Origin of the sequence: Ferrovum myxofaciens (assembly GCF_013181415.1) — a bacterium.
GTDB classification, from domain to species: Bacteria; Pseudomonadota; Gammaproteobacteria; order Burkholderiales; family Ferrovaceae; genus Ferrovum; species Ferrovum myxofaciens.
The window spans coordinates 436,537-461,700 of record NZ_CP053676.1; the positions used below are offsets into that span (position 1 = coordinate 436,537).

The following is a 25,164-nucleotide window of genomic DNA, read 5'->3' on the forward strand; positions in this document are numbered from 1 at the left end:
TCAGTCCAAGGTTTCGTCTGAAGACGATTCATCCGCACGGGTCAGACAGACCAATTTTTCACCTTCGTCTAGGGCAATCAGGGTGACGCCTTGCGTCGCCCGCCCCATTTCGCGAATCTCCTGCACACGCGTGCGGATCAACACCCCACCTGTCGTGATCAGCATCAACTCTTCTTCCGGATCGACCAAGGCGGCACTGACAACTTTGCCATTGCGGGCGGAAGTCTGAATCGCAATGATGCCCTGCCCGCCTCGTCCATGTCGGGTATATTCCAGGACGGAGGTGCGCTTGCCAAAGCCGTTCTCGGTGGCTGTCAAAACGGATTGTCGTTCATTTTCAGCCACCAGCAGGGCAATGATACGTTTCCCTTCCGGCAGACGCATGCCGCGCACCCCATGGGCATTACGCCCCATGGGACGAACATCGCTTTCAGCAAAACGGATGGCTTTTCCTTCGTCGGAGAACAGCATCACATCGTGCTGACCATCCGTAATGGCGACCCCCACCAGATAATCTTCGGCGTCCAGATCAAGGGCGATGATTCCTGCCGTCCGGGGACGGGAAAAGTCACTGAGCGAGGTTTTTTTGACGGTTCCAAAAGAGGTGGCCATAAAGACATAATGTTCTGCATCAAAAGTTTTGACGGGCAGCACCGCCGTGATTTTTTCTCCCGCCTCCAACGGCAACAGGTTCACGATGGGCTTGCCGCGACTGGTTCGATTACCCACGGGTACCTGATAGACCCTTAGCCAGTAGACGCGCCCGCGCGTCGAAAAGCAGAGGATGTGGTCATGGGTATTGGCCACGAAAAGTCGTTCGATAAAGTCGTCTTCCTTGGTGGTCGTGGCCTGCTTCCCTCGTCCGCCTCGCCGTTGCGCGCGATAGTCCGCAACGGGCTGGGATTTGATATACCCGCCATGGGTCAGGGTCACAACTCGCTCTTCAGGAGTAATCAGATCCTCGATGTCAATATCTTCGGCATTGACCACGATTTCACTGCGTCTTTCATCCCCGAAAGTCGTTCGGATGACTTCCAGTTCCTGTGCAATGATGCGTGTAATGCGCTCAGGGTTGGCCAGAATGTCGAGCAGGTCCACGATTCGTTCCATGATCTCGCGATATTCATCACGAATCTTGTCCTGCTCCAGACCGGTCAGGCGCTGTAACTGCATCTCGAGAATGGCCACTGCTTGCGGTTCGGACAAACGATAGCCCGCCTCGCCCCAACCAAATTCCTCTCCAATGGCTACCGGACGGGACGCATTTTCCGGAGAACGAGCCAGCATTTCCTGGACCAGTTCCGAAAGCCAAAGACGGGCCATCAAAGCCGCCTTGGCCTCTACACGGGAGGCGGCAGCACGAATCAGGGCCACAATCTCGTCCACATTGGACAAGGCCACAGCCAAACCTTCCAAAATATGGGCCCGATCACGGGCCTTGCCCAGATCAAAGAAAGTACGGCGCGTAACCACTTCGCGCCGATGGCGCAGAAAGGCTTCCAGAAACTGCTTGAGATTGAGCAGGCGTGGCTGATTGTCCACCAGAGCCACCATGTTCATCCCAAAAGATTCCTGAAGCGGCGTCATCTTGTACAGATTATTCAGTACCACTTCCGGTACTTCACCGCGTTTAAGTTCGATGACCACCCGCATCCCGGACTTATCCGATTCGTCACGCAGGTCAGAAATCCCTTCCATGCGTTTTTCCCGCACCAACTCGGCAATTTTCACAATCAGGTTAGCCTTGTTAACCTGATAGGGCAATTCATCCACGATCAGGGCCTGACGTCCTCCCTTCTCCAGATCTTCCACATGGGTGCGCGCACGCATCAACACCCGTCCCCGTCCGGTCAGGTAGCCTTGCCGAATCGAGGCTGTTCCATAAATGATCCCTCGTGTTGGAAAATCCGGAGCAGGAATCAATTCGATCAGATCCTCGATTTCGACGGCGGGATTGGCCAGCAATACCAAACAGGCTTGAATCACTTCCCTGAGGTTATGGGGGGGGATATTGGTCGCCATACCCACCGCAATGCCTGACGAACCATTCACCAGAAGATTGGGGAAACGGGCAGGCAGAATCAGTGGCTCATGTTCCGATCCGTCATAGTTGGGACCAAAATTGACCGTTTCACGATCGATATCCGCCAGTAATTCATGGGTCATCCGCGCCATACGGATTTCCGTATAACGCATGGCTGCCGGATTATCCCCATCCACGGATCCGAAGTTTCCCTGTCCATCGATGAGCGGATAACGCAGGGAAAATTCCTGGGCCATGCGCACGATGGCGTCATAAACCGCGGTATCGCCATGGGGGTGGTACTTACCGATGACATCCCCGACAATACGGGCCGATTTTTTGTAGGGCTTGTTGTAATCGTTGGACAATTCATGCATGGCGAAGAGCACACGTCGATGCACGGGTTTCAGGCCGTCTCGCACATCCGGCAGAGCCCGTCCGACAATCACGCTCATGGCGTATTCCAGATAGGAACGACGCATTTCATCTTCAAGGGTGACAGGTAGGGTTTCTTTGGCAAAGGCAGTCATGGGGGAGGTTTCAGGCTAGGAAAAATGGAAAAGGCAGCAACGAATTCTCTCAATGGTATCATAACCCACTAGGTTCAGGATTGCCTTATAATGCTCCCATGATGACCCTTTCCACTCATGCCAATCACGATCCGGCAGAACTTGCAAAATTCAGTCAACTGGCCCACCGCTGGTGGGACCCGGAAAGCGAATTTAAACCACTCCACGATCTCAATCCCCATCGTCTGGCGTGGATCGAGCGGTGGATATCACTCTCGGACAAGCAGGTACTGGACGTAGGATGCGGGGGAGGAATTCTGAGTGAATCCATGGCCCGTCTGGGTGCACGGGTTCACGGCATTGATCTGGCCGAAAAACCCTTGGGTGTTGCCCGACTCCACGCGCTGGAACACGATATTGCGCTCACCTACGAAGCCATCGCAGTGGAAACCCTGGCCCAACGGGAAGTTCAACATTATGACGTGGTTACCTGCATGGAAATGCTTGAACATGTGCCTGACCCTGCCAGCGTGATACGAGCCTGTGCCCAGTTGATCAAACCCGGAGGATTCGTCTTTTTTTCCACCCTCAATCGCAATCTCAAATCCTACCTCTTCGCCATTCTGGGCGCCGAGTACCTGCTGCGCTTGCTGCCGCGCGGAACCCACGAACACGGACGTTTCATCAAACCTTCCGAATTATCCCGTTGGGCGCGCCATGTTGGCCTGGAAGTTCGGGAAATTGAAGGAGTTCACTACTACCCGGTGACTCGTCAGTATCATTTGAAACCCGGCCCCGATGTCAACTACTTGATGTGTTGTCAAGCGTCCCTCTGATCCAGGGGGTTCTGTTCGATCTGGACGGAACCCTGGTGGATTCGGCCCCAGACCTGGGCGGTGCACTCAACGAACTGTGCCTGCGCTATCAACGCACGCCCCTGAGTCCGGCGCACTATCGTCTCTTCGTCTCACAGGGCGCACGCGGCCTCTTGCAGGCAGGATTTGACATTCAGCCCGGGGACCTCTTCTATGAAGAATTGCGGGATGAATTCCTGGCCCTTTACGAAGCCCGACTCTCTCGAGAAAGTCGCCTCTTCGACCCTATTCCCGCCCTCCTCCAGGCGCTGGAAGAACAGCATGTGCCCTGGGGCATCGTCACCAACAAGGTCGCACGCTTTACTCAACCCCTGGTAAACCAGTTGGGCCTGTTCCCAAGCCATGGCTGCCTCATCAGTGGAGACACCTGTGCGCATCCCAAACCCTGGCCTGACCCTCTGCTCGCGGCGGCTCGTCGGCTTCAACTGGATCCTGCGCACCTCATCTATGTCGGAGATGATGAGCGCGACATGAACGCGGCCCAGGCGGCAGGCATGGGCGGAGTGATTGCCGGCTGGGGGTATCTGGCTCCGGGTTCTTGCCCCATCGATGAATGGCCTGCCTGCGCCCATCTCCAGCACCCCGCAGAAGTGCTGGACCTGCTTCCAACCCATTGATTCCTCTTGTCGAGCATAGCCTATGAACGCCCTCACACCCTCCCCGGAACTGCTCGCCCCCTGCGGTTCTCTCACCATGTTGCAAACAGCCCTCGATTTTGGCGCAGATGCCGTCTACGCAGGACAACCCCGTTACAGTTTACGAGTCCGCAACAACGACTTTGGCAAAGAGGAGAACTTGGCAGAAGGCATTCGACGAGTTCACCAGGCAGGGAAAAAATTCTATCTGGTGAGCAACCTGATTCCTCATAACGCCAAAATCCGTACCTTCATTGCCGATATGATCCCAATCATCGCCCTGCAGCCCGATGCACTGATCATGTCCGATCCCGGTCTGATGTTGATGGTCCGCGAACGCTGGCCCGAGCAACCCATCCATCTGTCGGTGCAGGCCAATACCGTCAACTACGCCAGCGCCCGTTTCTGGGCATCCGTGGGAATCCAGCGCATCATCCTGTCCCGCGAATTATCCCTGGATGAAATTGCCGAGATACGCCAGGAGTGCCCGGATATGGAACTGGAGGTCTTCATTCATGGTGCTCTGTGCATTGCTTACTCCGGACGCTGCCTGCTCTCAGGCTATTTCAACCACCGCGACCCCAACCAGGGCACCTGTACCAATTCCTGCCGCTGGAATTATTCCCTGAAACCGGGAGAATCTGAAACTTCGGGACAGGCCTGCCAGTCCTCTGTTGCCCCCCAGGAATTTTATCTCGAAGAAGCCGAGCGTCCCGGTCAACTCATGCCCATCGAAGAAGACGAGCATGGAACCTATATTCTCAACTCAAAGGATCTTCGAGCTCTGGAACACGTGGCCAAATTGACGGCCATCGGCGTGAATTCCTTCAAGATCGAGGGACGTACGAAATCTCCCTACTATGTCGCCCGCACCTGCCAGACCTACCGTCAGGCCATCGATGATGCCGTGGCGGGGCGCGACCTCGACCCAGGCCTCCTGCGTCAACTAGAAGGTTTGGCCAACCGAGGGTATACGGCAGGGTTTTATGAACGACATCCCGACCAAACCTACCAGAATTACCTGCGCGGTCATTCCAAATCCGAACGCAGCCTGTATGTGGGAGACCTGGTGGGTTATGAGGCCGATGGGTGGGCACGAGTCGCAGTACGCAACCGCTTTTCCCTTGGCGATCGTTTGGAAATCATCCACCCTTCCGGAAATCTCGATGTACCCGTCACCGAGTTACATTCCCTCGAAGGCAGGCCCCAGGCGACTGCACCTGGGAGTGGATATACGGTCTGTCTTCCCCTACCCACCGGCTACGCAGGGGCATTTTTGGCCCGTTATCTGGAAGAAGAGGTTCCCTCCACCGAAAACTGCGGAAGCCCTTCCTGAGAGGATCTCGCAGGATTCCTCTTTTCAGCCAATCACTTTGGATCAGAAGGCGACAAGGTCAACAAGGCATTGACCCCTTGCAAATCACTATCTTCCAAATGCCCACCCAAAGCAGACAGGCGCAGACGGTTGATGAGTACATCGATCCTGGCCTGTAGCCAGGCCAGGCGGGTGGAGGCTGCCTCGCTTTGAGCGTTGAGCAGATCCAGAGTACTCCGATCTCCCACCTGTTGCCCCAAATGGGTGGAGTTGACTCGATCATCACTGGCAGTCATGGCATGAGCCAAGGCTTCAGCCCTCTGCGTCCCGGTGGTGACACCTAACCAGGCTTCCCGAGTACTGAGCAGAACCAGTTGATGGACCTGTTCCGATTCTGCCTGTGCCTGACGTGCCAAATAGGTTTTTTCATCCTGATGGGCACTGCGCATCCCCCCGCTATACAACGGAATGGTTACCTGCACGCCCACCAGAGAAGTACGCAGAGTATTGCTGGCAGAACCATAGTTTCCGCTTCCGGTCAAATGGTCGCTGTCCACTTCTCCCACCAGATCCACCGAAGAAGAGGATAGCGCGCCGTACCGTTTGGCCTCCTGGCGGGCAATCTCGACCTGAAGAGATTTTTCCTGCCATTGCAGATTATGGTTGGAAGCATCCATGAGCCAGTCATTCAGCGATGCGCCCGCTGTGGGTAATGCCCCACTGTAGGGAACAGCCAGAGTCAATTCATCTGAATTGATACCGGTCATGTCACCGAGAGCCTGTTGTTTCATCTGCAAATTCGCCTCGGCTGCCAAGACCTGTGCTTTCATGGCTTCCCGATGCGCCAGCGCTTCATGGGTATCCGTCACCGGTACCTCTCCCAACTCGAATTTGCGCTGAACTTCAGCCAAGGCTCGTTCCACGGCCAGTGTTTGCTGACGCGCAACGCGCAGAGCCTCCTGGGCCAAAACCACCTCGAAATACCGCTGCACGGTTCTCAGGATCAGATCCTGACGTGCATTGGCCCATTCCAGCTCCGCAACCTGACTTTTGAGGTCCAGTTCCCGCCCCTGTGCCAGGCGATCCCCGCTGATCAGCGGCTGACGGCCCTGTACAGACCAGCGCTGCAATAACCCCCCATTGATGGAAGTATTGAAGTTGGCATTGTTGGTGGCAGGGAAAAATCCAGGCGCACTGAACTGGGCGCCCTGAATCTGACTTTGACTTGACATGCGCCCTTCTGTCCCACTGGCTTGCAGGGTAGGACGCCAAAGCGCACTGGCCTGGTCTTTTTGGGTTGCCCCTGCCTGATGTCCGGCCGCTGCTGCCTGATACGCCAGATCATGTTGCTGCGCCGCCTGCCAGACATTGAGAAGATCACTGGCCTCACTCCATGTAGGGAGCATTACCCCCCACAGAACAAGCCATGACCGCCCCAGGAACTTCTTCCGGATCGCAGGATTCATGGAATCAGCACCCGGTCCGGACACCCAGTTTACGGAGCAGGGTTTCCATCAAACACCACCGGGTAATCCCGCTTTGTAACAAGTTGGCACCCACGAAAGCGGTGAAGGCCAACCACCAGGAACTCTGGAAAAAGGGACTGGCAGAACTACCCAGCAACAGTGAAATAAGAATGAATGCGCCTGCGATAATACGAACGATGCGCCAACTGGTCATGATTCAAGTCCCTCCTTGGGTGGGTTTGAGTGTTGAGAATGATAAGCGGTGTAATACAGCATGGGGATCACCACCAAAGTCAAAACAGTGGACACCAAAATGCCGAAAATCAGGGAGATGGCCAGCCCGTTGAAAATGGGATCATCCAGAATGAAAAAAGCCCCCATCATGGCAGCCAGCCCAGTCAGAATGATGGGTTGGGCACGAGTGATGGCAGAACGCACGACGGCTTCCTTGAAAGGAATGCCCTGAGCCACCTGAACATTGATAAAGTCCACCAGCAAGATGGAATTACGCACGATGATCCCGGCCAAGGCAATCATTCCGATCATGCTGGTGGCGGTAAACTGGGCGCCCAACAAGGCATGCCCCGGCATGACGCCGATGAGGGTCAGGGGAATCGGCGCCATGATGATGAAGGGGGTCAAATAAGAACCAAACTGTGCCACCAGCAGCAGATAGATCAGGATAAGTCCCACCCCATAAGCTAGGCCCATGTCACGGAAGGTTTCATAAGTCACCTGCCATTCCCCATCCCACTTCAGAACATAATTTCGATAGCCTTCTGCGGGAGGATGAATGAAATCATCCTCCAGTTTCCCGCCATCGGGCGTCTGTATCTGCACGATGCGCGAACGCATGCCAAATAGGCCATACAGTGGACTGTCCACCTTCCCTGCCATATCTCCGACCACATAATTGACCGGCAACAGGTCCTTATGGTAAATCGGCTGTTCACGCACCGTATTCAGCGGGCTGGCCAATTCGCGCAGCGGAATGATTTGTCCCTCGGCCCCTTGTACCCCCAGAGAAAGCAGAGTATCCAGGCTGCCCTGTTGATCCGGCGGAAGTTGCAACCAGACAGCTGCGGGATACTTGCTCTGGTCGTGCAGCCAGGTCACCGCCTCGCCCGAAAGGGCCGTCTGCAGCGTGGTAGCAATGGTCTGTTGGGAAACCCCGAGGAGTGCTGCCTTGTGACGATTGACCTGAAGCAGGATTCTGGGTGCTGGCACGATGCTGCTGTCCCCTACATCGACGATACCCGGCGTTGTGGAAAACACCTGACGCACGGCTTTGGCCACGGTCAGACGCCCTTCTGCCGTCGGACCATAGATTTCCGCCACAATGGGTGAAAGAACCGGAGGGCCAGGCGGCACTTCGGCAATCTTGACATTGGCCCCAAAGCGCCGGCCAATGGCCTGTAACGCAGGACGAAGGCGGGTTGCAATGGCATGGCTCTGTTCCTTGCGCTGGGACTTGTCCACCAGATTGACCTGAAGGTCACCCAGTTCGCTGGATGCCCGCAGGTAGTACTGACGCACTAACCCATTGAAATTGATGGGGGCCGCCGTGCCCACATAGGCTTGGTAGTTCGTTACCTCGGGGACAGTGGTCAAATAGGCCCCCAACTCGTGGATCACTGCGGCAGTTTCCTCGAGGGGCGTTCCCGCCGGCATATCCACGATCACCTGAAACTCCGATTTGTTGTCAAAAGGGAGCATTTTGAGCCGTACCAGTCCCGTCGCCGGTAGCGCCAGAGATAAAACAATCAGTGCCACGATTCCCAGCCCCACCCGGCGACGGTTACCCTGCCCCCGAACATCGTCCAGCAACGGAGTAAATATCCGCCGGAACAAAGGAGTCAGAAACTTGGCCAAACCTTGCGGGGTGATCTCCTGCCCCGCCTGGGTGCCTTGAACCGGTTCAGCGGGAGGTCCGCCCTGAATCTGCCCTTCTTTCATCCAGATCCGCGCCAACCAGGGGGTGATCATGAAGGCAATGGACAGGGACAACACCATGCCCATGCTGGCATTGATGGGAATGGGGGACATGTAGGGTCCCATCAACCCAGTCACGAATGCCATGGGTAAAAGCGCTGCAATCACGGTCAGCGTGGCCAGAATGGTGGGTCCGCCCACTTCGTCCACTGCACCGGGAATCAGTTCGCGTAGCGTTTTCCCTGGAAAAAGGTGTTGGTGACGATGAATGTTTTCCACGACCACAATGGCATCGTCCACCAGAATCCCGATGGAAAAGATCAGAGCAAAGAGGGAAACCCGATTGAGAGTAAAACCCCAAGCCCAGGAGGCAAAGAGGGTGACGGTCAAGGTCAGAATCACTGCGAATCCAACAATGGCAGCTTCCCGTCGTCCCAGCGCCAGAAAAACCAGTGCAACGACGGAGGCCGTGGCAAAAAGAAGTTTATGAATCAGTTTTTCTGCCTTGTCGTTAGCAGTTTCGCCATAGTTGCGTGTCTCACTGACCACTACATCGGCCGGAATAACCGTATTTTTGAGACGATCCACTTGATTCATGAGGGCGTTGGCCACACTGATAGCATTTTCACCCGGTTTTTTGGTCACCACCAAGGTAACTGCCGGATAGTCCACAGGCCCCTGTTTTCCCGCCTGACCAAACCACACATAGCGGTTGGGCGTTTGGGGCCCATCTTCAACCTGTGCCACTTCCTTCAGATAAACAGGGTGATGATCGGTCACTCCCACAATCAAATTCCCCACATCCTGGGCATCATTCAGGTAATCGCCACTTTCCACCGCAATGGCGTGGTTTCCCACCAGCAAGTCCCCCGCCGGCAACCCCTGATTGGCAGACTGTACGGCAGTCCGTACCTGTTCCAGGGTGATATGACTGCTCATCAATCGCGCCGGGTCAAGATTGATGCGCAGGGCTCGCCCTGGTCCACCCACCGTAAACACGGCACGCGTTCCGGATACCCGTTTGAGATCTCCTTCCATGCTCTGGGCGACCTGTTCCAGTGCATAGGCACCGATCTGCGGATTTTTACTGTAGAGCGTCAAGGTAAGAATGGGCACATCATCGATTCCTTTGGGTTTGATGATGGGCGATAAAACACCCAAATTTCGAGGAAGCCAGTCCGCATGGGTATTTACGGCCTCGTAGAGTCGCACCAGCGCCTTGGTGCGCGGTACCCCCACCTTGAACTGGACAGTCATAATCGCCAACCCGGGACGGGACAGGGAAAACACATGGTCGAGGCCCTGAATCTGACCCAGAATCTGTTCGGCCGGTGCCGCCACCATTTGTTCCACATCCCGGGCAGAAGCCCCCGGAAAAGGAATCAGGACATTGGCCATGGTGACATTGATTTGAGGTTCTTCTTCCCGCGGGGTCACCAGAATGGCAAAAACCCCCAACAAAAAACCAACCAGCGCCAGCAATGGCGTGATCTGAGCCGTTTGAAAAAAGTGGGCGATACGCCCAGAGATGCCGAGGGAGTGTTTCATCGTGCCTTCACCGTCCCTGCGTCAGAGCCCGTTGCGCCTCAGGAACGACTTGCTCTCCTGGGGAAACCCCACTCAGGATTTCCACTTGCTGCTCCAGAACACGTCCCAAACGAACCTGCCTCAAGAGGGGATGCCCTTCTCGGTCGCGTACATAAACTCCTGTCATTTCAGCACGATGTACCACTGCGCTGAGGGGAATCCAGAGCACCTCTCGAGTCGAATCTCCGCTCGGAAACCAAGCCCGCACAAAGGTCCCCGGCCGCCCCAAGGGGTGGAGTGCATCTCCCGGCAATCCCAGACGAACCTGAACCGTATGACTGGACGGATCCGCCGTGGGCAACACGGTGACGTAAGTTGGAATGATCCACTGCGCCTTCATGCCAGCGCCCTTCAACTCCAACCGGCTCGGTACGGTGGTAGATGAAGAAAGGATCATACTTTCCGGAACCTGGGCCGTCACACGCAGGTGAGAAGGGTCATAGAAAGACACCAGGGTCCGCCCTGGTTGCGCCATATCCCCGAGGCTCACGGGGACTTCTGCCACAATGCCGTCAAAGGGTGCACGCAAGACGTAGTAACCGGCCTGGGCACGCAATGCCGACGATTCGGCCAATTGTGCCTCCGTCTGGGCTTTTGTGGTTTTGAAACGGGCTTCTGCCCGATCCAGTGCGGCCTGACTGATATACCCTTTGGCAAACAGTTGGTTCTGGCGTTCATACTCACGGGTCGCCACTTCTAATGTGGCCCTGACTGCCTGCTCCTGAGCCACCTTGGCCGCGACATTTTGATCCACCGCCCGCTCATCCAGACGAATCATGATCTGATTCTTCCTGATCCGCTCACCGGGATGTACTGACACCGCCACCACCCGCCCAGAAACCTCGGCTGCGATCACCGTCTGACGCTCGGCTTCTATCACGCCGTCATAGCCCGTCATGTCACGAAGTGCCTCCGATTCTCCAGTTTCTTGAGCCTGCAAAGAGACACCATGAAGAGAAAGCCCCATCAATATGGCTCCAAATATCCAAATAAACCTTCGATTGGACCCGTCATCTCTTTTCATTACGGTTCTTGCCATGGCGCACTATCCTCTATTTTGGCAATTCTTTCGCTTCTAATTATTTACCAATTAATATTATGTAACTTTATATATCGTTTTATGGTAAACTGTCAACACTTTCCTGAAAATATTCTTTGGAGATCCTCGAAATGGACCCATGTGAGGGCGCAACGCTGCATAATTTCAAGCAGATGTATGCTTCGGCCGATCGAGCCTGCAGTTTTCTTAAAGTGTTGGCCAACCCGGATCGTCTCGTCCTTCTTTGCCGTTTGGCAGAGGGTGAGTCTTGTGTCAGCGAATTGGAGTCTGCTCTGGACATCCATCAGCCCACCTTGTCACAGCAACTGGGAATTTTGCGAGAAGAGGGTCTGGTGGCCACCCGACGAGATGGTAAGCACATTTTCTACCGGGTGATCAGCCCAGAGTCCATTGCCATCATCAAAGCATTACAAACCCAATTCTGCAAACCGCTCGGAACCGGACAGGATTGAAAGAACCTCCCGGAATTCACAGGCCTGACGGGCTTGATGTCTCCTGATTGAACCAGTGAAGGGTACGATGCAAACTCACCACTCCGCCCACAATGATCAGGGTGGGTGCCTGCAGGGGTTCGGTCCGTACTTGCGCCGGCAAGGTTTCCAGCGTGCCCGTCATGACTCGCTGATGCCGTGTGGTTCCCTGCTGAATGATCGCGGCCGGGGTCGTCGGGGAAAGACCATGACTGATCAGTTCCCGACATAAAATTTCCAGACCATGCAAACCCATATACACCACCAGAGTTTGCTGAGGACGCGCCAGATTTACCCAATCCAGATCCATGGTTCCATCCTTGAGATGGCCCGTCACAAAGATACAGGATTGGGCATGGTCCCGATGTGTCAGGGGGATTCCAGCATAGGCCGCAATGCCAGAAGCTGCGGTGATGCCAGGAACCACCTCGAAGGAAATTCCGTGGGCGGCGAGGGTCTCGATTTCCTCTCCCCCTCGTCCAAAGATGAAAGGATCTCCCCCCTTGAGTCTAAGCACCCTTTTACCTTCCAGCGCCAAACGCACCAGAAGTTCATTGATGCTTTCCTGCGGTACGGCATGGTGACCCCGTTGCTTACCCACATAGAGGCACGTCGCCCCCGGAGGAAGTAAAGCCATGACCCCCGGTGATACCAGATTGTCATATACCACGATATCCGCTTGATTCATGAGACGCAATGCCTTGACGGTGAGCAAGTCCGGGTCTCCTGGGCCGGCTCCCACCAAAAATACCTTTCCCAGGGGGATGAAATCCTGACGCGGCCCGGTAAAACGCTGACGATCGCGCCCTTTCCACCATTCTCCGGCCAGTGCCCGTGCTTCTTCAACAGAGGTCGCTCGTTCCATGGCGAATAGAGCAACTGCTGCCGTCTCCACCACCGCAGCCTCCCCATAGTCACTCTCCTCGCTGCCCGCCCACACACGGTACAAACGGGCGCAATCCATGGAATCATCCCGCAGATGCCGTTTCTCGAAACAGGCTGGCCAGAGTTCCTGCTGCGCTACGCCCTGTCTAGACCAATAAAGTTGGGTCGCGCCATCCGGATTGATTTCAGCCTCCCCCCCTTCCCCCTTGAAGACAAACATGCAGGGATCTCCCAGCAATCGGGCTGCCTGCTGGTGAATCCTGTCATAGCCCGGATGAAAAATTCCCACCAGAGATACAGGCGCATTCAACGGGTTACTCATTCGTGCCACCGTATGAATGGGCGAACGTAACCCCAGCACCTGCTTCAACTCTAGCAACTTCATGATCTGGGGTGCAAAATTTGCCACGGAGATAAAGGCAAAACCGGTCTTCACCATGGAGTCCGCCGCCTCGTCCAGCGAGTATGCCCTGGGGATTCCCAAGGCTTTCAACGCATCAGAAACGGAACGGCGTTCGGCCTCCACCTGCTCCAGACCATGCATCAGTACCCGAATGCCACGTTCGGCCAGAAGCAACGCTGACAGTACATACCAAGGCAATTGACGTCGTTTCCCGGCATAACTGGCCCAGTCCAGATCCACCAGTACCTTGGGCCCCAAAGGGAGGGAATGTCGCAATGCCCGGACCATACCGGCCACTTCTTCTGCCGTTTCCTCCTTGAGGCGAACCAGAGATAGAAATGCCCCAATCTGTTCCGGACGCACCGCTCCCGCCAGAATCAGTCCGAGGGCTTCCTCGGCCTCTGTTTCGGTCAAACTGCGGGCACCGCGCTGTCCTTTGCCCAGCAGCCGTATAAACTTCGTAAAGGGATGTTCCATGACTCATGGTACCAAAAATTCAACCCAAGGCGTGTCCCTCGAAGGGAGTCGGGCTCACTTCTTTCTGAGAAAAAAGGTGTACTCACTTCCCTCTTGTGCCGCAGAGATCAACTCGTGACCCGTCTGCTTGGAAAAAGCCTGTATATCTCCCATCGAACCGACATCAGTGGAAATGATTCTGAGCACCTGACCCGACACCATATCCGCCAAGGATTTTTTTGTTTTCAAGATCGGCAGGGGGCAACTCATTCCCCTGACATCCAGTTCCTTGTCCGCTTGCATGGCGCTTTCTCCTTTTCGTAAACGTCCCGAATGATACTCTACCAAATCACCTCAGGAAGCGGGATTTGGTAGAGTTAGAGTTTCACCGAGGAAAGATTCAAAGGCCGCGCGTGCCGGACTGGCTGGTCGTCCTTTCAGGGAGATCTGGCTGAGAGGACGTTGCAGATCTCCCTGCGACCAGGGAATGTAGGCCAACTCTCCCTGCTCGAGATGGTGGGCCGCCATGATCGCAGGAACGATGGCAACTCCCACGCCTGCGACAACCATCTGAACGGCCGCCTGGTTGCTTTGCACGATAATCTGTCGCGCAGGGACAATTCCCAGATGCGCCAGGGTTTCCGCCACTACCCGTGCCGTGCCGGATCCTTCTTCTCGAAGAATCCAACGGCATTGCCCTAGATGTTCCCGTTTCACTCCCGGTTTCGTCACCAGAAGCAGGGGCTCATTGTGCCATAATCTGCAATTCAGACGATCCTCATCCACCGGCCCTTCCACCAGCGCCACCTCCACCAAGCCTTCCAGTACCTGATGTACCATGGTTTCCGTGTTCCCGCTACTCACCCGAATGTCGATCTGGGGATGGCGTTCCAGAAAAAGAGCCAGATCCCGTCCCAGCCAATAGGTAGCAATGGTCGTGCTGGCGCCGATATGCAAACAACCCTTGCGTAATCCGCGCCGTTCTTCGATATCCTGCAATGCTGCCTGCTCTAGGGCAAAAATGGAACGGGCGTGAGAGAACAAAGATACACCCGCTTGCGTCAACTTGACCTGACGGGAGGTTCGTTCCAGCAGTGCGATGCCCAGGATCTCTTCGAGACCGCTGACTGCCTTGGAAATGGCGGGCTGGGTGAGGTGCAGATATTCTGCCGCACCTGTAAAACTACCGGTACGGGCAACTTCTGCAAATGCTCTCAAATGATGGAAGTTCAGTTTCATGGACAAAAGTATCGCTGCACACTCGATGAGTAAGGACCATTCCCTGGAGAATCAAGGGCAATGAACGCCTATCCTCGGCCCCCAAAGGAGGCCGGTTCGGGTAGGTTCAACCCCGTAAGCCAACACTTCCACCCCTTCACGCATCACCTCGCGCAGCAACCGGCCATAGGCAGGATCTATGGCATCCGCAGGATGTACTACGTGAACATCCGCGCGTTGAACACAGAACAGCAACACACTCCGCGCGCCCTCTTGCACCACACAGTCCCGCAATTCCCCCAGATGCTTCAAAGCCCGCTGACTGATAGCATCGGGAAACAATCCTATCCCCGGTTCAAGACTGGTGGTTACGCTCTTGACTTCGAGATAACAAACGGGAGAATTTTGATCCTCAAGCAACCAATCGATCCGACTACGTTGCTGACCGTAGGATACCTCCGGGCGGTGGCTGGCATAGCCCGATACTTCTTCGATCGCGCCCCGTTTCAATGCCTCCCCCACCAATGCATTGGCCCGATGTGTGTTCACCCCGACCCAAACCTTACCGACCTGAATCTGTTCAAGGGTATAAGGACAGCGACGGGTGGTGTCGCGGGCACGGCTCAGGCGCGCGCCTTGCCCCAACTCCAAGCATCCCAACATACTGCCTGTATTAGGTACATGTGCTGTAATGACTTCTCCATCACCGAGTTCGATATCCGCCAGAAAACGCTGGTAGCGCCGCAACAGGCGCCCCTCACTCAGAGATTCCGCATAATTCATGAATCAGGGTAAATCGAACAACAGGAATTCCGTTTGTCCCGGAGTCCCAATGGCAATTCGTTCACGCTGGGCGATGCGTAATCCATCGCCTTCCCGCAAAGGACGTCCATCCACGATCAATTCGCCAGCCGCCACTTGCAGGTAACCTTTGCGCCCTGGATCAAAATCATATACCAGAGTGTCATCCGCCCCCAATATCGAGGCATAAATCCGGACGTCCTGATGAATCGTCAGAGACCCGTCACGCCCATCTGGAGAAGCAATGAGACAGAACCGTCCGCGCCGTTCTTCCGGCAGAAATTTTTTCTGTTCATATTCAGGGGTTCGTCCCCGCCGGTCAGGCAAAATCCATATCTGCAACAGATGGACAGGATCAGATTCGGATGGGTTGAATTCGCTGTGGGTGATGCCGCTGCCCGCGCTCATTCTCTGTACCTCTCCAGCTTGGATCACCGATCCATTCCCCATACTGTCCCGGTGTTCCAGACTGCCCTCGAGAAGGTAGGTAAGGATCTCCATGTCCTGATGAGGGTGTGTGCCAAACCCACTATTCGGTGCAATCCGGTCATCATTCAGGACCCGCAGAACACTGTAATGCATGTGCGCCGGGTCATGATAATCTGCAAAGGAAAAGGAATGCCAGGATTCCAACCAGCCTTGGTGGGCATATCCCCTGTCTTTGGAACGACGCAGTGCCAACATGAGTCATCTCCCTGGAAGCGGAATCTATTATACGGATCCCATAGGCACAAGATAGGGACAAGAGGAGCTGGAATCAAGCCCTTCTTTCACGTCGAGGAATCAGATCATCCAGCCATTCTACCCAATGCCGAACGGGAATCGACTCATCCTTGGCCAGATGCATCTGACACCCAATGTTGGCGCTCAGAATGACCTCCGGTTTTCCAGCCTTGAGAGCCGCCAGTTTGTTTATCTTGAGTTGCTCGGATAACTCGGGTTGGAGCATGGAATAAGTGCCGGCGGAACCACAACAAAGATGCCCATCTTCTACGGCGGTGAGTTCTGCCCCCGCTGCCCGTAACAACTGTTCCACACCCCCACGCAGGCGCAATCCATGCTGGAGTGAACAAGGGGCATGAAAAGCAACGCGCCCCTTGGACTGGTCAGAATCGATGCCAAGGCTTTTCAATGTCAATCGTTGTTCATCCAGGGTTACGCCGATCTCTCTGATCAGTACTTCAGAAATATCCTGGGCCAATTCGGTCACCCGACGGGCCCGTTCCCGATACGCGGGGTCATGGCGCAGGGCATGCCCATATTCGCGCACTTCGACCCCGCAACCCGAAGCCGTACTGATAATGGCTTCTGCCCCTTGTTCCACGAAGGGCCACCAGGCATCGATATTACGACGCATGGCCTGCAGTGCTTTTTCTTCATCTCCCAGGTGATGAGCCAGGGCCCCACAACATCCCGCACTGGGCGCTACCACACCTGAAATGCCCAATCTATCCAGCAAACGTTGTGCCGCGCTCTGAGTCGCCGGGGTCAAAGCCGGTTGGACACAACCCGCCAAAAACACCATGCGTCTGGCATGGCGGACAGAAGGGATCCAGCCCGCTTCCTGGCGGTGGGGAATGGCGGAACGCCAACGCTCGGGAAGCAGGGGACGCACCATGCGCCCCATATTCAACAAGGTTTGAAAAAGTACCGGTTGGGGCAGTACGGTCTTGAGCAAGGTACGAACCACCCGTTGCCCCAAGGGGCGAGGCACGGTTTTTTCTACCCACTGACGTCCTTCTTCCAGCAAATGGGCATACTCCACTCCTGAGGGACAGGTGGTCTCGCAAGAACGACAGGTCAGACAGCGGTCGAGATGAAGGCGGGTTTCCTTCCCCTCGGCCTTGCCTTCCATGAGTGCCTTGATCAGGTAGATTCGGCCCCGCGGACTATCCCGTTCATCCCCCAGTATCTGATAGGTCGGACAGGTAGCCAAGCAAAATCCACAATGCACACAGGAACGAAGAATCCCTTCTATGGAAACTGCCGCCGGTAATGCACGGGTTTTTTCGTCAAGATGTGTTTCCATGGCCTTAACCTTCCAGAAAACCGGGGAGCCCCGGATTCAGAATTCCAGCCGGATCAAAGACTTTCTTGAGGTTGCGGTGAAGGGCCAGCAGTGCGCCTGAGGGAGGCTCTGGAAAAGGACGAGCCGGATCACCGCCGTGCCACTGTTGGGCATGCCCTCCGGCTTCCCGCGCCATGGCATGAACCTGAGCGGGACCATGATCGCAGGCAATCCAGCGTAGTCCCCCCCCCCATTCCACCAGCGTTTGACCCGACAAACCCAGCGGTCCTGTGGTCGTTCGCACAGCCATCCGCCAAAGGGGCTTGGGGGTCATAAAAAAATCCAGTTGTTGTTCACGCAAACCAATCCACCACCCCTTCCCCTCCAGAACTTCCTTTCCTCCCAAATGGACTGCGCTGGACTCCAGTGCCTTGCGTGGACCTTCCAGACGCACGCGCAAACGTCCTTGATAATAACTGGATGCCGTAATCGGCCAAGGCTGTCCCGCCCATTCATTGATCCGTTGGAGGGCTTGGGCCTCCGAAAGACTCCACTCCAGGGTCAGTTGGGCATGGGTACGGGGAATGACCTTCAAAGTAACCTCGGTCAATACCCCCAAGGATCCCCAGGCCCCCACCATCAGTCGAGAAACATCAAAACCTGCCACATTCTTGATGACGCGCCCCCCAAAGGATAAATCTCGCCCCTGACCATCGATCATACGAACGCCCAGCACAAAATCTCTGACAGCTCCCTGGGCCATGCGGCGCGGCCCCGACAATCCTGCAGCCACCATCCCGCCCACCGTGGCCTGCAACCCGAGATGAGGCGGCTCGAAGGCCAGCATTTGGCCATTTTCCTCGAGCAGACGTTCCAGCGTGATTAGAGGAGTTCCGGCCCGTGCCGTAACCACCAGTTCACTCGGTTCATAGTCCACGATCCCGGTATACAGACGCAGATCTAAAACCTCATGAGCTGCGGAGCATACCAGAAAGGATTTGCTGCTACCCCCACGGATGCGCAGGGAGCGTTTGGCTTCATAGGCCTGCCGAACCTGTGCGCAAAGGGGTTCCAACTCGCCCTGCATGATCAAAACCGGGAGAGTTCGGGATGAGGCAACTGGTTATGGTGGACATGCATTCGGCCCCCTTCAGCACACCGCTGCAAGGTTGGAATCGCTTTGCCGGGATTCAGCAATCCCTCCGGATCGAAAGCCGCTTTGATCCCATGAAACACCGTTATTTCATTCAGTCCAAACTGAACACACATCTGATTGATTTTTTCCACGCCCACGCCATGCTCTCCCGTGATGGTTCCTCCGACTTCCACGCAGAGTTCCAGAATTCGTCCCGCCAACTCTTCCGTTTTATGAAATTCACCGGGAACCCCTGCATCATACAGGATGAGAGGGTGCAGATTACCGTCCCCTGCATGAAACACATTAGCTACTTCAAGTCCGTATTCCAGGGACCAATCGGCGATCTGCCGCAGTACCTCGCCCAGACGACGACGCGGAATGGTTCCATCGATACAGTAGTAATCTGGGGCCAATCGTCCCACTGCCGGAAAAGCGGCCTTGCGCCCGGCCCAGAAGCGTAATCGTTCCGCTTCATCCCGCGCAACCCTGATTTCCGTGGCTCCGTTTTCCTCGAGTATGGTTTTCATGCGCGCCAGTTCATCCTCCACCACTTCCGGCATCCCATCGGATTCACAAAGCAGCACGGCTGCGGCTTCCACCGGATAGCCCGCATGGACAAAATCCTCTGCCGCACGAGTAGCCAAGGAATCCATCATTTCCAGTCCAGCCGGGATGATCCCCGCCGCAATCATGCATGCCACCGCATCACCGGCCTTTTCCACCATCTCAAAAGACGCCATTATGACCTTTGAAACCATTGGCTTAGGAATAACTTTTACAGTCACTTCTGTAACAATCGCCAGCAATCCCTCGCTTCCCGTCAGCAAGGCCATAAAATCGAACCCCGCACTATCAGGGGCTTCCGAACCGATTTCCACCACTTCCCCCGTTATGGTCAGAATCCGGAGACGCAGAATATTATGTAGTGTCAAACCATATTTCAGGCAATGCACCCCCCCCGAGTTTTCGGCCACATTACCTCCGATACTACAAGCAATCTGGGAGGAAGGATCCGGCGCATAAAACAGCCCATGGGCGTCTACTGCCTGGGTGATGGCCAGATTCCGTACACCGGGCTGAACCCGCACTGTGCGTGCCAAAGGGTCGACTTGCAGGATATTCTTGAGCCGTGCCAACGAAAGTAATACCCCGCTTTCGTGGGGCAAGGCCCCCCCAGAAAGCCCTGTCCCTGCCCCGCGTGCAACCACCGGAATACGCAGGGCATGGCAATAGCGCAGAACAGCCTGTACTTCCTTTTCCGTGGCAGGCAGCACAACCACATAAGGCATCTGACGATAGGCCGATAACCCATCGGTTTCATAGGGGCGTTTGGATTCGGGCGTCGTCAGGATGGCCGATTCAGGCAACCATTGACGCAGAGCCTGACCGATCTCCAACGCACTGGGGATTTCTGACTTGTCCATGGAATGAATCAGTTCTCTAAGGAATTTGATGGGTTCGAACAAAAAACATGAAACTCATAACGCAATACTATGAATTAAATAACAATATTTTCATTGGATCAACCATTCCCAAGCCATATAAGGCCACCCGTTTGTGCCTTCCAGTCAAACCGCTGCGCAATTCCACGGCATCCAGAGAGAGTTGAAACTGCTCTGCCAGAAAACGAAGAAGGACCTGATTGGCCCGTCCGTCCACCGGCGGGGCGGCCAAACGGATTTTGAGGGCATCTCCATGCTTTCCAACAACTTCGGTTCGACTGGCACCCGGTTGGATGTGCAAGGTCAATACCCATGCCCCGGTTTTTGATTCGTGTCGACAGAATTCCATACTCACGGCGTCTTCTTCAGCAAACCTCCCAACAACGCAGGGATTTCACGATGTTTCTTGATGCCGGACGAACCCAGAGGAGGACGACTGAAGTGATGATGGGAATATACCGACCTCGGCACTTCCGGGACAGGACGGGGCACCTTGGGCTCTCGAACGACTTGCTCCACTGCCTCTACCTCCGACTGACGCGCAACAGGACGACGATCAGTTCGTGAACGACCCTCGGCTTCCCGGGGAGGACGCCGTCCCTCAGGGCGCTGCACAGGTTCGACAACCTCAAAATTCACGGAAACTTCTTCGCGAATGGTCTGCTTGATCAAGGATTCGATGGCCTGCCGCTCACGACTTTCCTCCGGACTGACCAGAGAAATGGCACAACCTTCACTACCGGCCCGTCCGGTCCGGCCAATGCGGTGCACATAATCCTCTGGCACATGGGGAAGTTCAAAGTTGATCACAAAGGGCAATTGGTCGATATCCAACCCCCGTGCCGCAATGTCCGTGGCCACCAGAATAGAGACTTCACCAGCCTTGAACTGTTCCAGACTGCGCATACGATGGGACTGGGTTTTGTCGCTATGAATGGCTGCCGCAGGAATCTGTTCTTTTTCCAGTTGAGCACATAAACGATTGGCCCCATGTTTGGTACGCGTGAACACGATGGCCTGAGGAATGGGCAGCGTACGAATCAAATGAGTCAACAACGCCCGTTTACGCTCCGCTTCCACGGGATAGATGAGTTGGGTAATACCCTCTGCCGTGGTATTGGACCGCGCCACTTCCACGGTTGCCGGGTTATTCAGGATCCCCTGGGACAATTTCTTGATATCTTCAGAAAACGTCGCAGAAAACAGCAAGTTTTGTCGACGCTCCGGCAATAAGGCGATGATCTTTCGAATATCCGGAATGAAGCCCATATCCAGCATTCGATCCGCTTCATCCAGTACCAGAATTTCTACTTGAGACAAATTGATGGTTTTTTGCTGGACATGATCAAGCAAGCGTCCCGGAGTCGCCACCACGATCTCCACGCCAGCCTGCAATGCCTTGACCTGAGGAGGCATGGCCACCCCGCCATAGATCACCGTACTGCGCAATGCCAAGTGGCGTCCATAGGTCTTGACGCTTTCCTGCACCTGAGCCGCCAACTCACGAGTTGGCGTCAGTACCAAACAGCGAATGGGATGACGCGCCGGTGAAGGGCTGGAACTGGCCATGGGTTGGAGACGATGCAAAATGGGCAAAGTGAACCCCGCCGTCTTTCCTGTTCCGGTTTGAGCAGCTGCCTGCACATCCTGCCCCGCCAACACCAAAGGGATGGCCTGAACTTGGACCGGAGTTGGGGTGGTGTACCCTTCGTCTGTAATCGCTCGCAGTATTTCAGGAGAAAGTCCCAAGGATTCAAATGTCATTAATTTCATCACTCCAACAACACATTTCAAGAATACAGCAGATGTGGCATAATACCACGTTCGAGACTGGGGGCGACCTGGCTTCGACGGCGGTTGCAAAGCAATGCAGTGCATACCGAGGACCAGTGACCTCGTAAATCCATCTGGAAACCATATAGTTGCCAACGACGACAACTACGCCCTAGCCGCTTGACGGCTAGGCCCTGCACCCACTGGTCTCTGGGTGGGAGTTCGGGAAACCGAATGGCAGGGTCATTTACAGAGGCTCGTGACCTGATGGGGCTCCTTCATCGGTTCCTAAACTCAAGGGAGATCGTCCAAGCGAAGTTCGTCGGTTGACGTCGTACGGATTAAAACCAAAGAGCCAGACTAAGTATGTAGATCTGCTTGTAGAGGACTGACGGACGCGGGTTCGATTCCCGCCGCCTCCACCATTGCCTTAAATCCCAACCCTTATCGGTTGGGATTTTTTGCCCGCAACGCCACTGTTGGCGCGGTTCCGGCAGTTTTTCTCTTGAGCGTCACTACGCAACCAATCGTATTTCCGGCCTCAATTTCCCCGTTTTCCTCTCTCTGTTCTCTGTTGACCTTTTGAGCGTTCAAGAGCCATCATCTCGATTTTACGCTGGTTTCCAGCCAGTGGGTTGTGGTTGTAATCTGCTCTGCGTAGGCGACCGAAACAGAGAATAGTAGGCCAGACACCAAAATTTCCCGTCTGCAGTGGTCGTGAGGTTGTGGGTGAGATGGAAAGCGGACAAGACCCGCTGATCACACGCGTGCCAGGTATTCCACCTCGCGACCGCCCCCCCTGCACTCCCGAAAGGGTCAAATCACCCGAAGCGCCGATGCCGCCGCAGTCCTGCCATCAATCCCAACAACCCGATTCCAAGCAATGCCACACTCGCTGGCTCCGGCACGTTGGCGGCGCCAGCATTGCCGGGAAGCACGGCCCACGAATAGACGTTGCCGTTCTTGCTGACCGCGTCCTGGTAGCCGACAACGGTGTAGAAGAACCACGCGTAATTAGGATTGGACGCGTACTCCGTACCGGACCAGTACCCGTTGCTCTGGACGTTCGTGAACAGACTGTAACTGGCATTGTGACTGGTGGTGATGGATTGACCTGCCGTGCCGCCAAGACCCGTGTAGAACAACTCCCCCAGCATGCTATTGGTACAATTGAGACCAAAGCAGGTCTGTGTGTAAGTGGTCGGCAACTCCCAGGTGTTGTGGCCCAGATAATTGGTACTGTCCAGATACTTCGCCCACGCCATCGCCCCCCACCAGTCCATATACCCCACGCTACTGAAATCGCTTGCGCTCAGGTTGTAATTGCCGGAACCGGCATTGTCATAAACATTGGGCGTATCGTGAATGGTGGGCACTGCCGCGATGATCTGGTTTATCAGGTTGGGATCAGTAGCATACACGGAGCCAAAAAGATTGCCATTCGAACTCCAGGTCACATTCGCCACATTGTCGTAGACCAAACCCGGTCCATCCGCGATCAAACTCGCCTGCGCAGCATTCACACTCAATAATCCTGCTGCAAGCAGGGTTGCAGCCTTGAACTCGTGTCGCATGATGTACCCCCTAACCCGTTATTGATGAATTATTATTGGTTCGACCCGGACATTCCGTTCCCTCTGAGATGGAATGTCTCACGGAAATTAAAAAGCACAAATCGTGCCACATATTCAATATAAAATAATAATAATAAGTAACATACTGTTACGGGATGGGATGGGATGGGATGGGATGGGATGGCAAGAGTGTAAAGTTTTCTGACACCGATACCCTCGCAAGCAATTGTTCGCTACAATACTCATCACGCAACCAACAAGACCGAGATCCGTAATGAATCAGCGCCAGAGGCATCCAGACGCGACATAACACGAAAGGTGATTGCAAATGGCAAAGGACGTATTAACCAGTTTTTCGCAATATGGCGACACACTTCCCGGAGAGGATAGGTCATTCGGTGGCAATAACTTTTCCGTCGATTGCGTCCCGGCGAGCGCATGGTTCGCAAACCTGCGTTCTATGATGCCAACTTCTCAATGGAATGCCTTAAGCGCGTACGTCAGACATCGCAACCATGATCAATGTGAATTTTGCGGGTCTAACGAAAAAACAGAAGCGCATGAGAGGTGGTTGTTTGATGAAAAAACCGGAAGGCAAAAGCTCATGCGGATCATGTGCTTGTGCAAAATGTGTCACTTATCCGTCCATATCGGGGTCGCGACCGAAATAGGCTTACGCGAAGATGCTGAGAAACATATTTTCGCCACTACCGGTTGGACAAAAAAGGATCTAGTCAAGCATTTGGAAGATGGATCAGGCAGATGGCAAACTATATCGAAAATGCCTTGGACGCAGGATGTATCAATCGTGCAAGGTATCGGAATTACAATATACGATTCTGATACAGTAAAGAACAATATCGCCGCGAAAAAGGACACACTGACTCAAGCAGCGGGAAAGCGCCAAATTTATATAGAAGGACTCGGATGGCTTGACCTGTCAAACGAACTTCGCAAAAAGGATGTTGTCATTTTAGCCCAAAGCGACGAGGACACGCTTGATAGCATCCCTCTATCATCCTACTTTGGATATATTTCCAAACATCCCAGCCTGATCAGAGAAAACGCCATTCAGATCCCTTTGTCGACATTTATCAACGCCCACAATAACCCGACCATCATCTACGACAAAAAACAACTTGACGACGAGTTGAAAAATCTTGCCACACCCAGACGATTAATCGTCAAGGAGAGTTGGTGGGTTGGGGACGAGATGATTGCGAACTGTTTCCAGAATGCCATTTTATTTTCGTCCGAATAAATGACCTATACAGGAGTGGTCCGCAACTCTATTTTCTGCCCACCCGTTGCTCGACAATTAAAAACACGGTTACGATGGGCCGACGTTTGTCAGGACACTGAACTTCGCCCCCCGCCGATGCCCGTTGTTTCGGGGAACCTTTGAATTTGAATATGTGGTAGCGTTAACTGGAACTGACACCGCGATCACTATGATTTACCACCATAACCGCCGTACACGGTTTCGTGGTGTCGCCTCAGCACCACCACTTCACCTAGGCCAGAACGTTCTCCGGCCTTTTTAGTGCCCCGCCGGAACGCCAATACTGGCGCGGCTTCCCGGTTTCGTGCGAAG

21 protein-coding genes and 1 other RNA gene are annotated in these 25,164 nt (G+C 54.7%); 6 read left to right on the forward strand and 16 right to left on the reverse strand.

Translation table 11 applies throughout. From position 1 onward, the window contains the following. Positions 1–2,553, reverse strand: coding sequence for a DNA gyrase subunit A (gene gyrA / locus HO274_RS02055; protein WP_031596208.1), 2,553 nt, complete (start codon positions 2,551–2,553; stop codon positions 1–3). 101 nt (positions 2,554–2,654) lie between these two features. Between gyrA and ubiG the strand changes: the two genes are divergently transcribed. Genes ubiG through trhP form a run of 3 tightly spaced genes read left to right on the forward strand, consistent with a single transcriptional unit; the run spans position 2,655 to position 5,378 of the window. Then, complete coding sequence (gene ubiG, locus HO274_RS02060; RefSeq protein ID WP_031596210.1) at positions 2,655–3,368, forward strand: bifunctional 2-polyprenyl-6-hydroxyphenol methylase/3-demethylubiquinol 3-O-methyltransferase UbiG; 714 nt, start codon at positions 2,655–2,657, stop codon at positions 3,366–3,368. Further along, positions 3,347–4,024, forward strand: a complete 678-nt coding sequence (locus HO274_RS02065; RefSeq protein WP_082783104.1) for an HAD family hydrolase — start codon at positions 3,347–3,349, stop codon at positions 4,022–4,024. The genes ubiG and HO274_RS02065 overlap by 22 nt, the downstream gene beginning before the upstream one ends. Positions 4,025–4,046: 22 nt before the next feature. Further along, complete coding sequence (gene trhP, locus HO274_RS02070; protein WP_273120980.1) at positions 4,047–5,378, forward strand: prephenate-dependent tRNA uridine(34) hydroxylase TrhP; 1,332 nt, start codon at positions 4,047–4,049, stop codon at positions 5,376–5,378. Positions 5,379–5,410: 32 nt separating this feature from the next. Here the strand turns inward: trhP and HO274_RS02075 are convergent, their stop codons facing one another. The 4 genes from HO274_RS02075 to HO274_RS02090 are packed head-to-tail and all read right to left on the reverse strand — an operon-like array spanning position 5,411 to position 11,309. Then, positions 5,411–6,823: a TolC family protein gene (locus tag HO274_RS02075; protein WP_273120982.1), complete on the reverse strand. Its 1,413-nt coding sequence runs from the start codon at positions 6,821–6,823 to the stop codon at positions 5,411–5,413. Positions 6,824–6,827: 4 nt separating this feature from the next. After that, positions 6,828–7,037 (reverse strand): YgaP family membrane protein, encoded by a 210-nt coding sequence (locus HO274_RS02080; protein ID WP_031596215.1) that lies wholly within the window; start codon positions 7,035–7,037, stop codon positions 6,828–6,830. Then, on the reverse strand, positions 7,034–10,303 hold the full coding sequence (locus tag HO274_RS02085) for an efflux RND transporter permease subunit (protein WP_273120985.1): 3,270 nt from the start codon (positions 10,301–10,303) through the stop codon (positions 7,034–7,036). The genes HO274_RS02080 and HO274_RS02085 overlap by 4 nt, the downstream gene beginning before the upstream one ends. Before the next feature lie 7 nt (positions 10,304–10,310). After that, positions 10,311–11,309, reverse strand: coding sequence for an efflux RND transporter periplasmic adaptor subunit (locus tag HO274_RS02090; protein ID WP_051862031.1), 999 nt, complete (start codon positions 11,307–11,309; stop codon positions 10,311–10,313). Between the two features lie 203 nt (positions 11,310–11,512). On the opposite strand from HO274_RS02090, the gene HO274_RS02095 reads away from it, so the two are divergent. Further along, entirely contained in the window at positions 11,513–11,854 is a 342-nt protein-coding gene (locus HO274_RS02095; RefSeq protein WP_031596222.1) for an ArsR/SmtB family transcription factor, read from the forward strand. A gap of 16 nt (positions 11,855–11,870) precedes the next feature. On the opposite strand, the gene HO274_RS02100 is transcribed toward HO274_RS02095, so the two are convergent. From HO274_RS02100 to HO274_RS02145, 10 genes are all read right to left on the reverse strand, one after another. Next, complete coding sequence (locus HO274_RS02100; RefSeq protein WP_273120990.1) at positions 11,871–13,637, reverse strand: glycosyl transferase family protein; 1,767 nt, start codon at positions 13,635–13,637, stop codon at positions 11,871–11,873. Between the two features lie 54 nt (positions 13,638–13,691). Beyond that, positions 13,692–13,919 (reverse strand): sulfurtransferase TusA family protein, encoded by a 228-nt coding sequence (locus HO274_RS02105; RefSeq protein WP_031596226.1) that lies wholly within the window; start codon positions 13,917–13,919, stop codon positions 13,692–13,694. Positions 13,920–13,970: 51 nt separating this feature from the next. After that, complete coding sequence (locus HO274_RS02110; protein WP_150112371.1) at positions 13,971–14,855, reverse strand: LysR family transcriptional regulator; 885 nt, start codon at positions 14,853–14,855, stop codon at positions 13,971–13,973. Positions 14,856–14,906: 51 nt separating this feature from the next. Continuing rightward, positions 14,907–15,617: a DNA/RNA nuclease SfsA gene (gene sfsA / locus HO274_RS02115; protein WP_273120996.1), complete on the reverse strand. Its 711-nt coding sequence runs from the start codon at positions 15,615–15,617 to the stop codon at positions 14,907–14,909. A 3-nt stretch (positions 15,618–15,620) separates the two neighbouring features. Further along, entirely contained in the window at positions 15,621–16,319 is a 699-nt protein-coding gene (locus tag HO274_RS02120; protein ID WP_031596230.1) for a pirin family protein, read from the reverse strand. Between the two features lie 73 nt (positions 16,320–16,392). Then, positions 16,393–17,664: a glycolate oxidase subunit GlcF gene (gene glcF, locus HO274_RS02125; RefSeq protein WP_062187511.1), complete on the reverse strand. Its 1,272-nt coding sequence runs from the start codon at positions 17,662–17,664 to the stop codon at positions 16,393–16,395. Positions 17,665–17,668: 4 nt separating this feature from the next. Further along, complete coding sequence (gene glcE / locus HO274_RS02130) at positions 17,669–18,730, reverse strand: glycolate oxidase subunit GlcE (protein WP_062187513.1); 1,062 nt, start codon at positions 18,728–18,730, stop codon at positions 17,669–17,671. Between the two features lie 2 nt (positions 18,731–18,732). Further along, positions 18,733–20,205 carry an FAD-linked oxidase C-terminal domain-containing protein gene (locus tag HO274_RS02135; RefSeq protein WP_031598395.1) on the reverse strand — a complete coding sequence of 491 codons (1,473 nt, stop codon included), beginning with the start codon at positions 20,203–20,205 and terminating at the stop codon, positions 18,733–18,735. Positions 20,206–20,272: 67 nt separating this feature from the next. Beyond that, entirely contained in the window at positions 20,273–20,572 is a 300-nt protein-coding gene (locus HO274_RS02140) for a DUF167 domain-containing protein (protein WP_051862603.1), read from the reverse strand. 2 nt (positions 20,573–20,574) lie between these two features. After that, positions 20,575–21,987 (reverse strand): DEAD/DEAH box helicase, encoded by a 1,413-nt coding sequence (locus tag HO274_RS02145; RefSeq protein ID WP_031598397.1) that lies wholly within the window; start codon positions 21,985–21,987, stop codon positions 20,575–20,577. Positions 21,988–22,055: 68 nt separating this feature from the next. Here HO274_RS02145 and ssrA point away from each other — a divergent pair. Further along, positions 22,056–22,421, forward strand: a transfer-messenger RNA (tmRNA) gene (gene ssrA, locus HO274_RS02150). Between the two features lie 396 nt (positions 22,422–22,817). Here ssrA and HO274_RS02155 read toward each other — a convergent pair. Beyond that, on the reverse strand, positions 22,818–23,570 hold the full coding sequence (locus tag HO274_RS02155; RefSeq protein WP_273121001.1) for an Lcl domain-containing protein: 753 nt from the start codon (positions 23,568–23,570) through the stop codon (positions 22,818–22,820). Positions 23,571–23,898: 328 nt separating this feature from the next. Here HO274_RS02155 and HO274_RS02160 point away from each other — a divergent pair, with 328 nt between their 5' ends. After that, the gene (locus HO274_RS02160; RefSeq protein ID WP_273121004.1) at positions 23,899–24,831 is read left to right on the forward strand and encodes a hypothetical protein; all 933 of its coding nucleotides are present in this window, start codon (positions 23,899–23,901) and stop codon (positions 24,829–24,831) included. Positions 24,832–25,164: the final 333 nt, after the last annotated feature.

Excerpts from the sequence above, each read along its gene's own strand:
- gyrA (WP_031596208.1), bottom strand. The coding sequence starts at position 2,553 with ATGACTGCCTTTGCCAAAGAAACCCTACCTGTCACCCTTGAAGATGAA.
- ubiG (WP_031596210.1), top strand. The coding sequence starts at position 2,655 with ATGACCCTTTCCACTCATGCCAATCACGATCCGGCAGAACTTGCAAAA.
- trhP (WP_273120980.1), top strand. The coding sequence starts at position 4,047 with ATGAACGCCCTCACACCCTCCCCGGAACTGCTCGCCCCCTGCGGTTCT.
- HO274_RS02075 (WP_273120982.1), bottom strand. The coding sequence starts at position 6,823 with ATGAATCCTGCGATCCGGAAGAAGTTCCTGGGGCGGTCATGGCTTGTT.
- HO274_RS02080 (WP_031596215.1), bottom strand. The coding sequence starts at position 7,037 with ATGACCAGTTGGCGCATCGTTCGTATTATCGCAGGCGCATTCATTCTT.
- HO274_RS02085 (WP_273120985.1), bottom strand. The coding sequence starts at position 10,303 with ATGAAACACTCCCTCGGCATCTCTGGGCGTATCGCCCACTTTTTTCAA.
- HO274_RS02090 (WP_051862031.1), bottom strand. The coding sequence starts at position 11,309 with ATGGGGCTTTCTCTTCATGGTGTCTCTTTGCAGGCTCAAGAAACTGGA.
- HO274_RS02095 (WP_031596222.1), top strand. The coding sequence starts at position 11,513 with ATGGACCCATGTGAGGGCGCAACGCTGCATAATTTCAAGCAGATGTAT.
- HO274_RS02100 (WP_273120990.1), bottom strand. The coding sequence starts at position 13,637 with ATGGAACATCCCTTTACGAAGTTTATACGGCTGCTGGGCAAAGGACAG.
- HO274_RS02105 (WP_031596226.1), bottom strand. The coding sequence starts at position 13,919 with ATGCAAGCGGACAAGGAACTGGATGTCAGGGGAATGAGTTGCCCCCTG.
- HO274_RS02110 (WP_150112371.1), bottom strand. The coding sequence starts at position 14,855 with ATGAAACTGAACTTCCATCATTTGAGAGCATTTGCAGAAGTTGCCCGT.
- sfsA (WP_273120996.1), bottom strand. The coding sequence starts at position 15,617 with ATGAATTATGCGGAATCTCTGAGTGAGGGGCGCCTGTTGCGGCGCTAC.
- HO274_RS02120 (WP_031596230.1), bottom strand. The coding sequence starts at position 16,319 with ATGTTGGCACTGCGTCGTTCCAAAGACAGGGGATATGCCCACCAAGGC.
- glcF (WP_062187511.1), bottom strand. The coding sequence starts at position 17,664 with ATGGAAACACATCTTGACGAAAAAACCCGTGCATTACCGGCGGCAGTT.
- glcE (WP_062187513.1), bottom strand. The coding sequence starts at position 18,730 with ATGCAGGGCGAGTTGGAACCCCTTTGCGCACAGGTTCGGCAGGCCTAT.
- HO274_RS02135 (WP_031598395.1), bottom strand. The coding sequence starts at position 20,205 with ATGGACAAGTCAGAAATCCCCAGTGCGTTGGAGATCGGTCAGGCTCTG.
- HO274_RS02140 (WP_051862603.1), bottom strand. The coding sequence starts at position 20,572 with ATGGAATTCTGTCGACACGAATCAAAAACCGGGGCATGGGTATTGACC.
- HO274_RS02145 (WP_031598397.1), bottom strand. The coding sequence starts at position 21,987 with ATGACATTTGAATCCTTGGGACTTTCTCCTGAAATACTGCGAGCGATT.
- HO274_RS02155 (WP_273121001.1), bottom strand. The coding sequence starts at position 23,570 with ATGCGACACGAGTTCAAGGCTGCAACCCTGCTTGCAGCAGGATTATTG.
- HO274_RS02160 (WP_273121004.1), top strand. The coding sequence starts at position 23,899 with ATGGCAAAGGACGTATTAACCAGTTTTTCGCAATATGGCGACACACTT.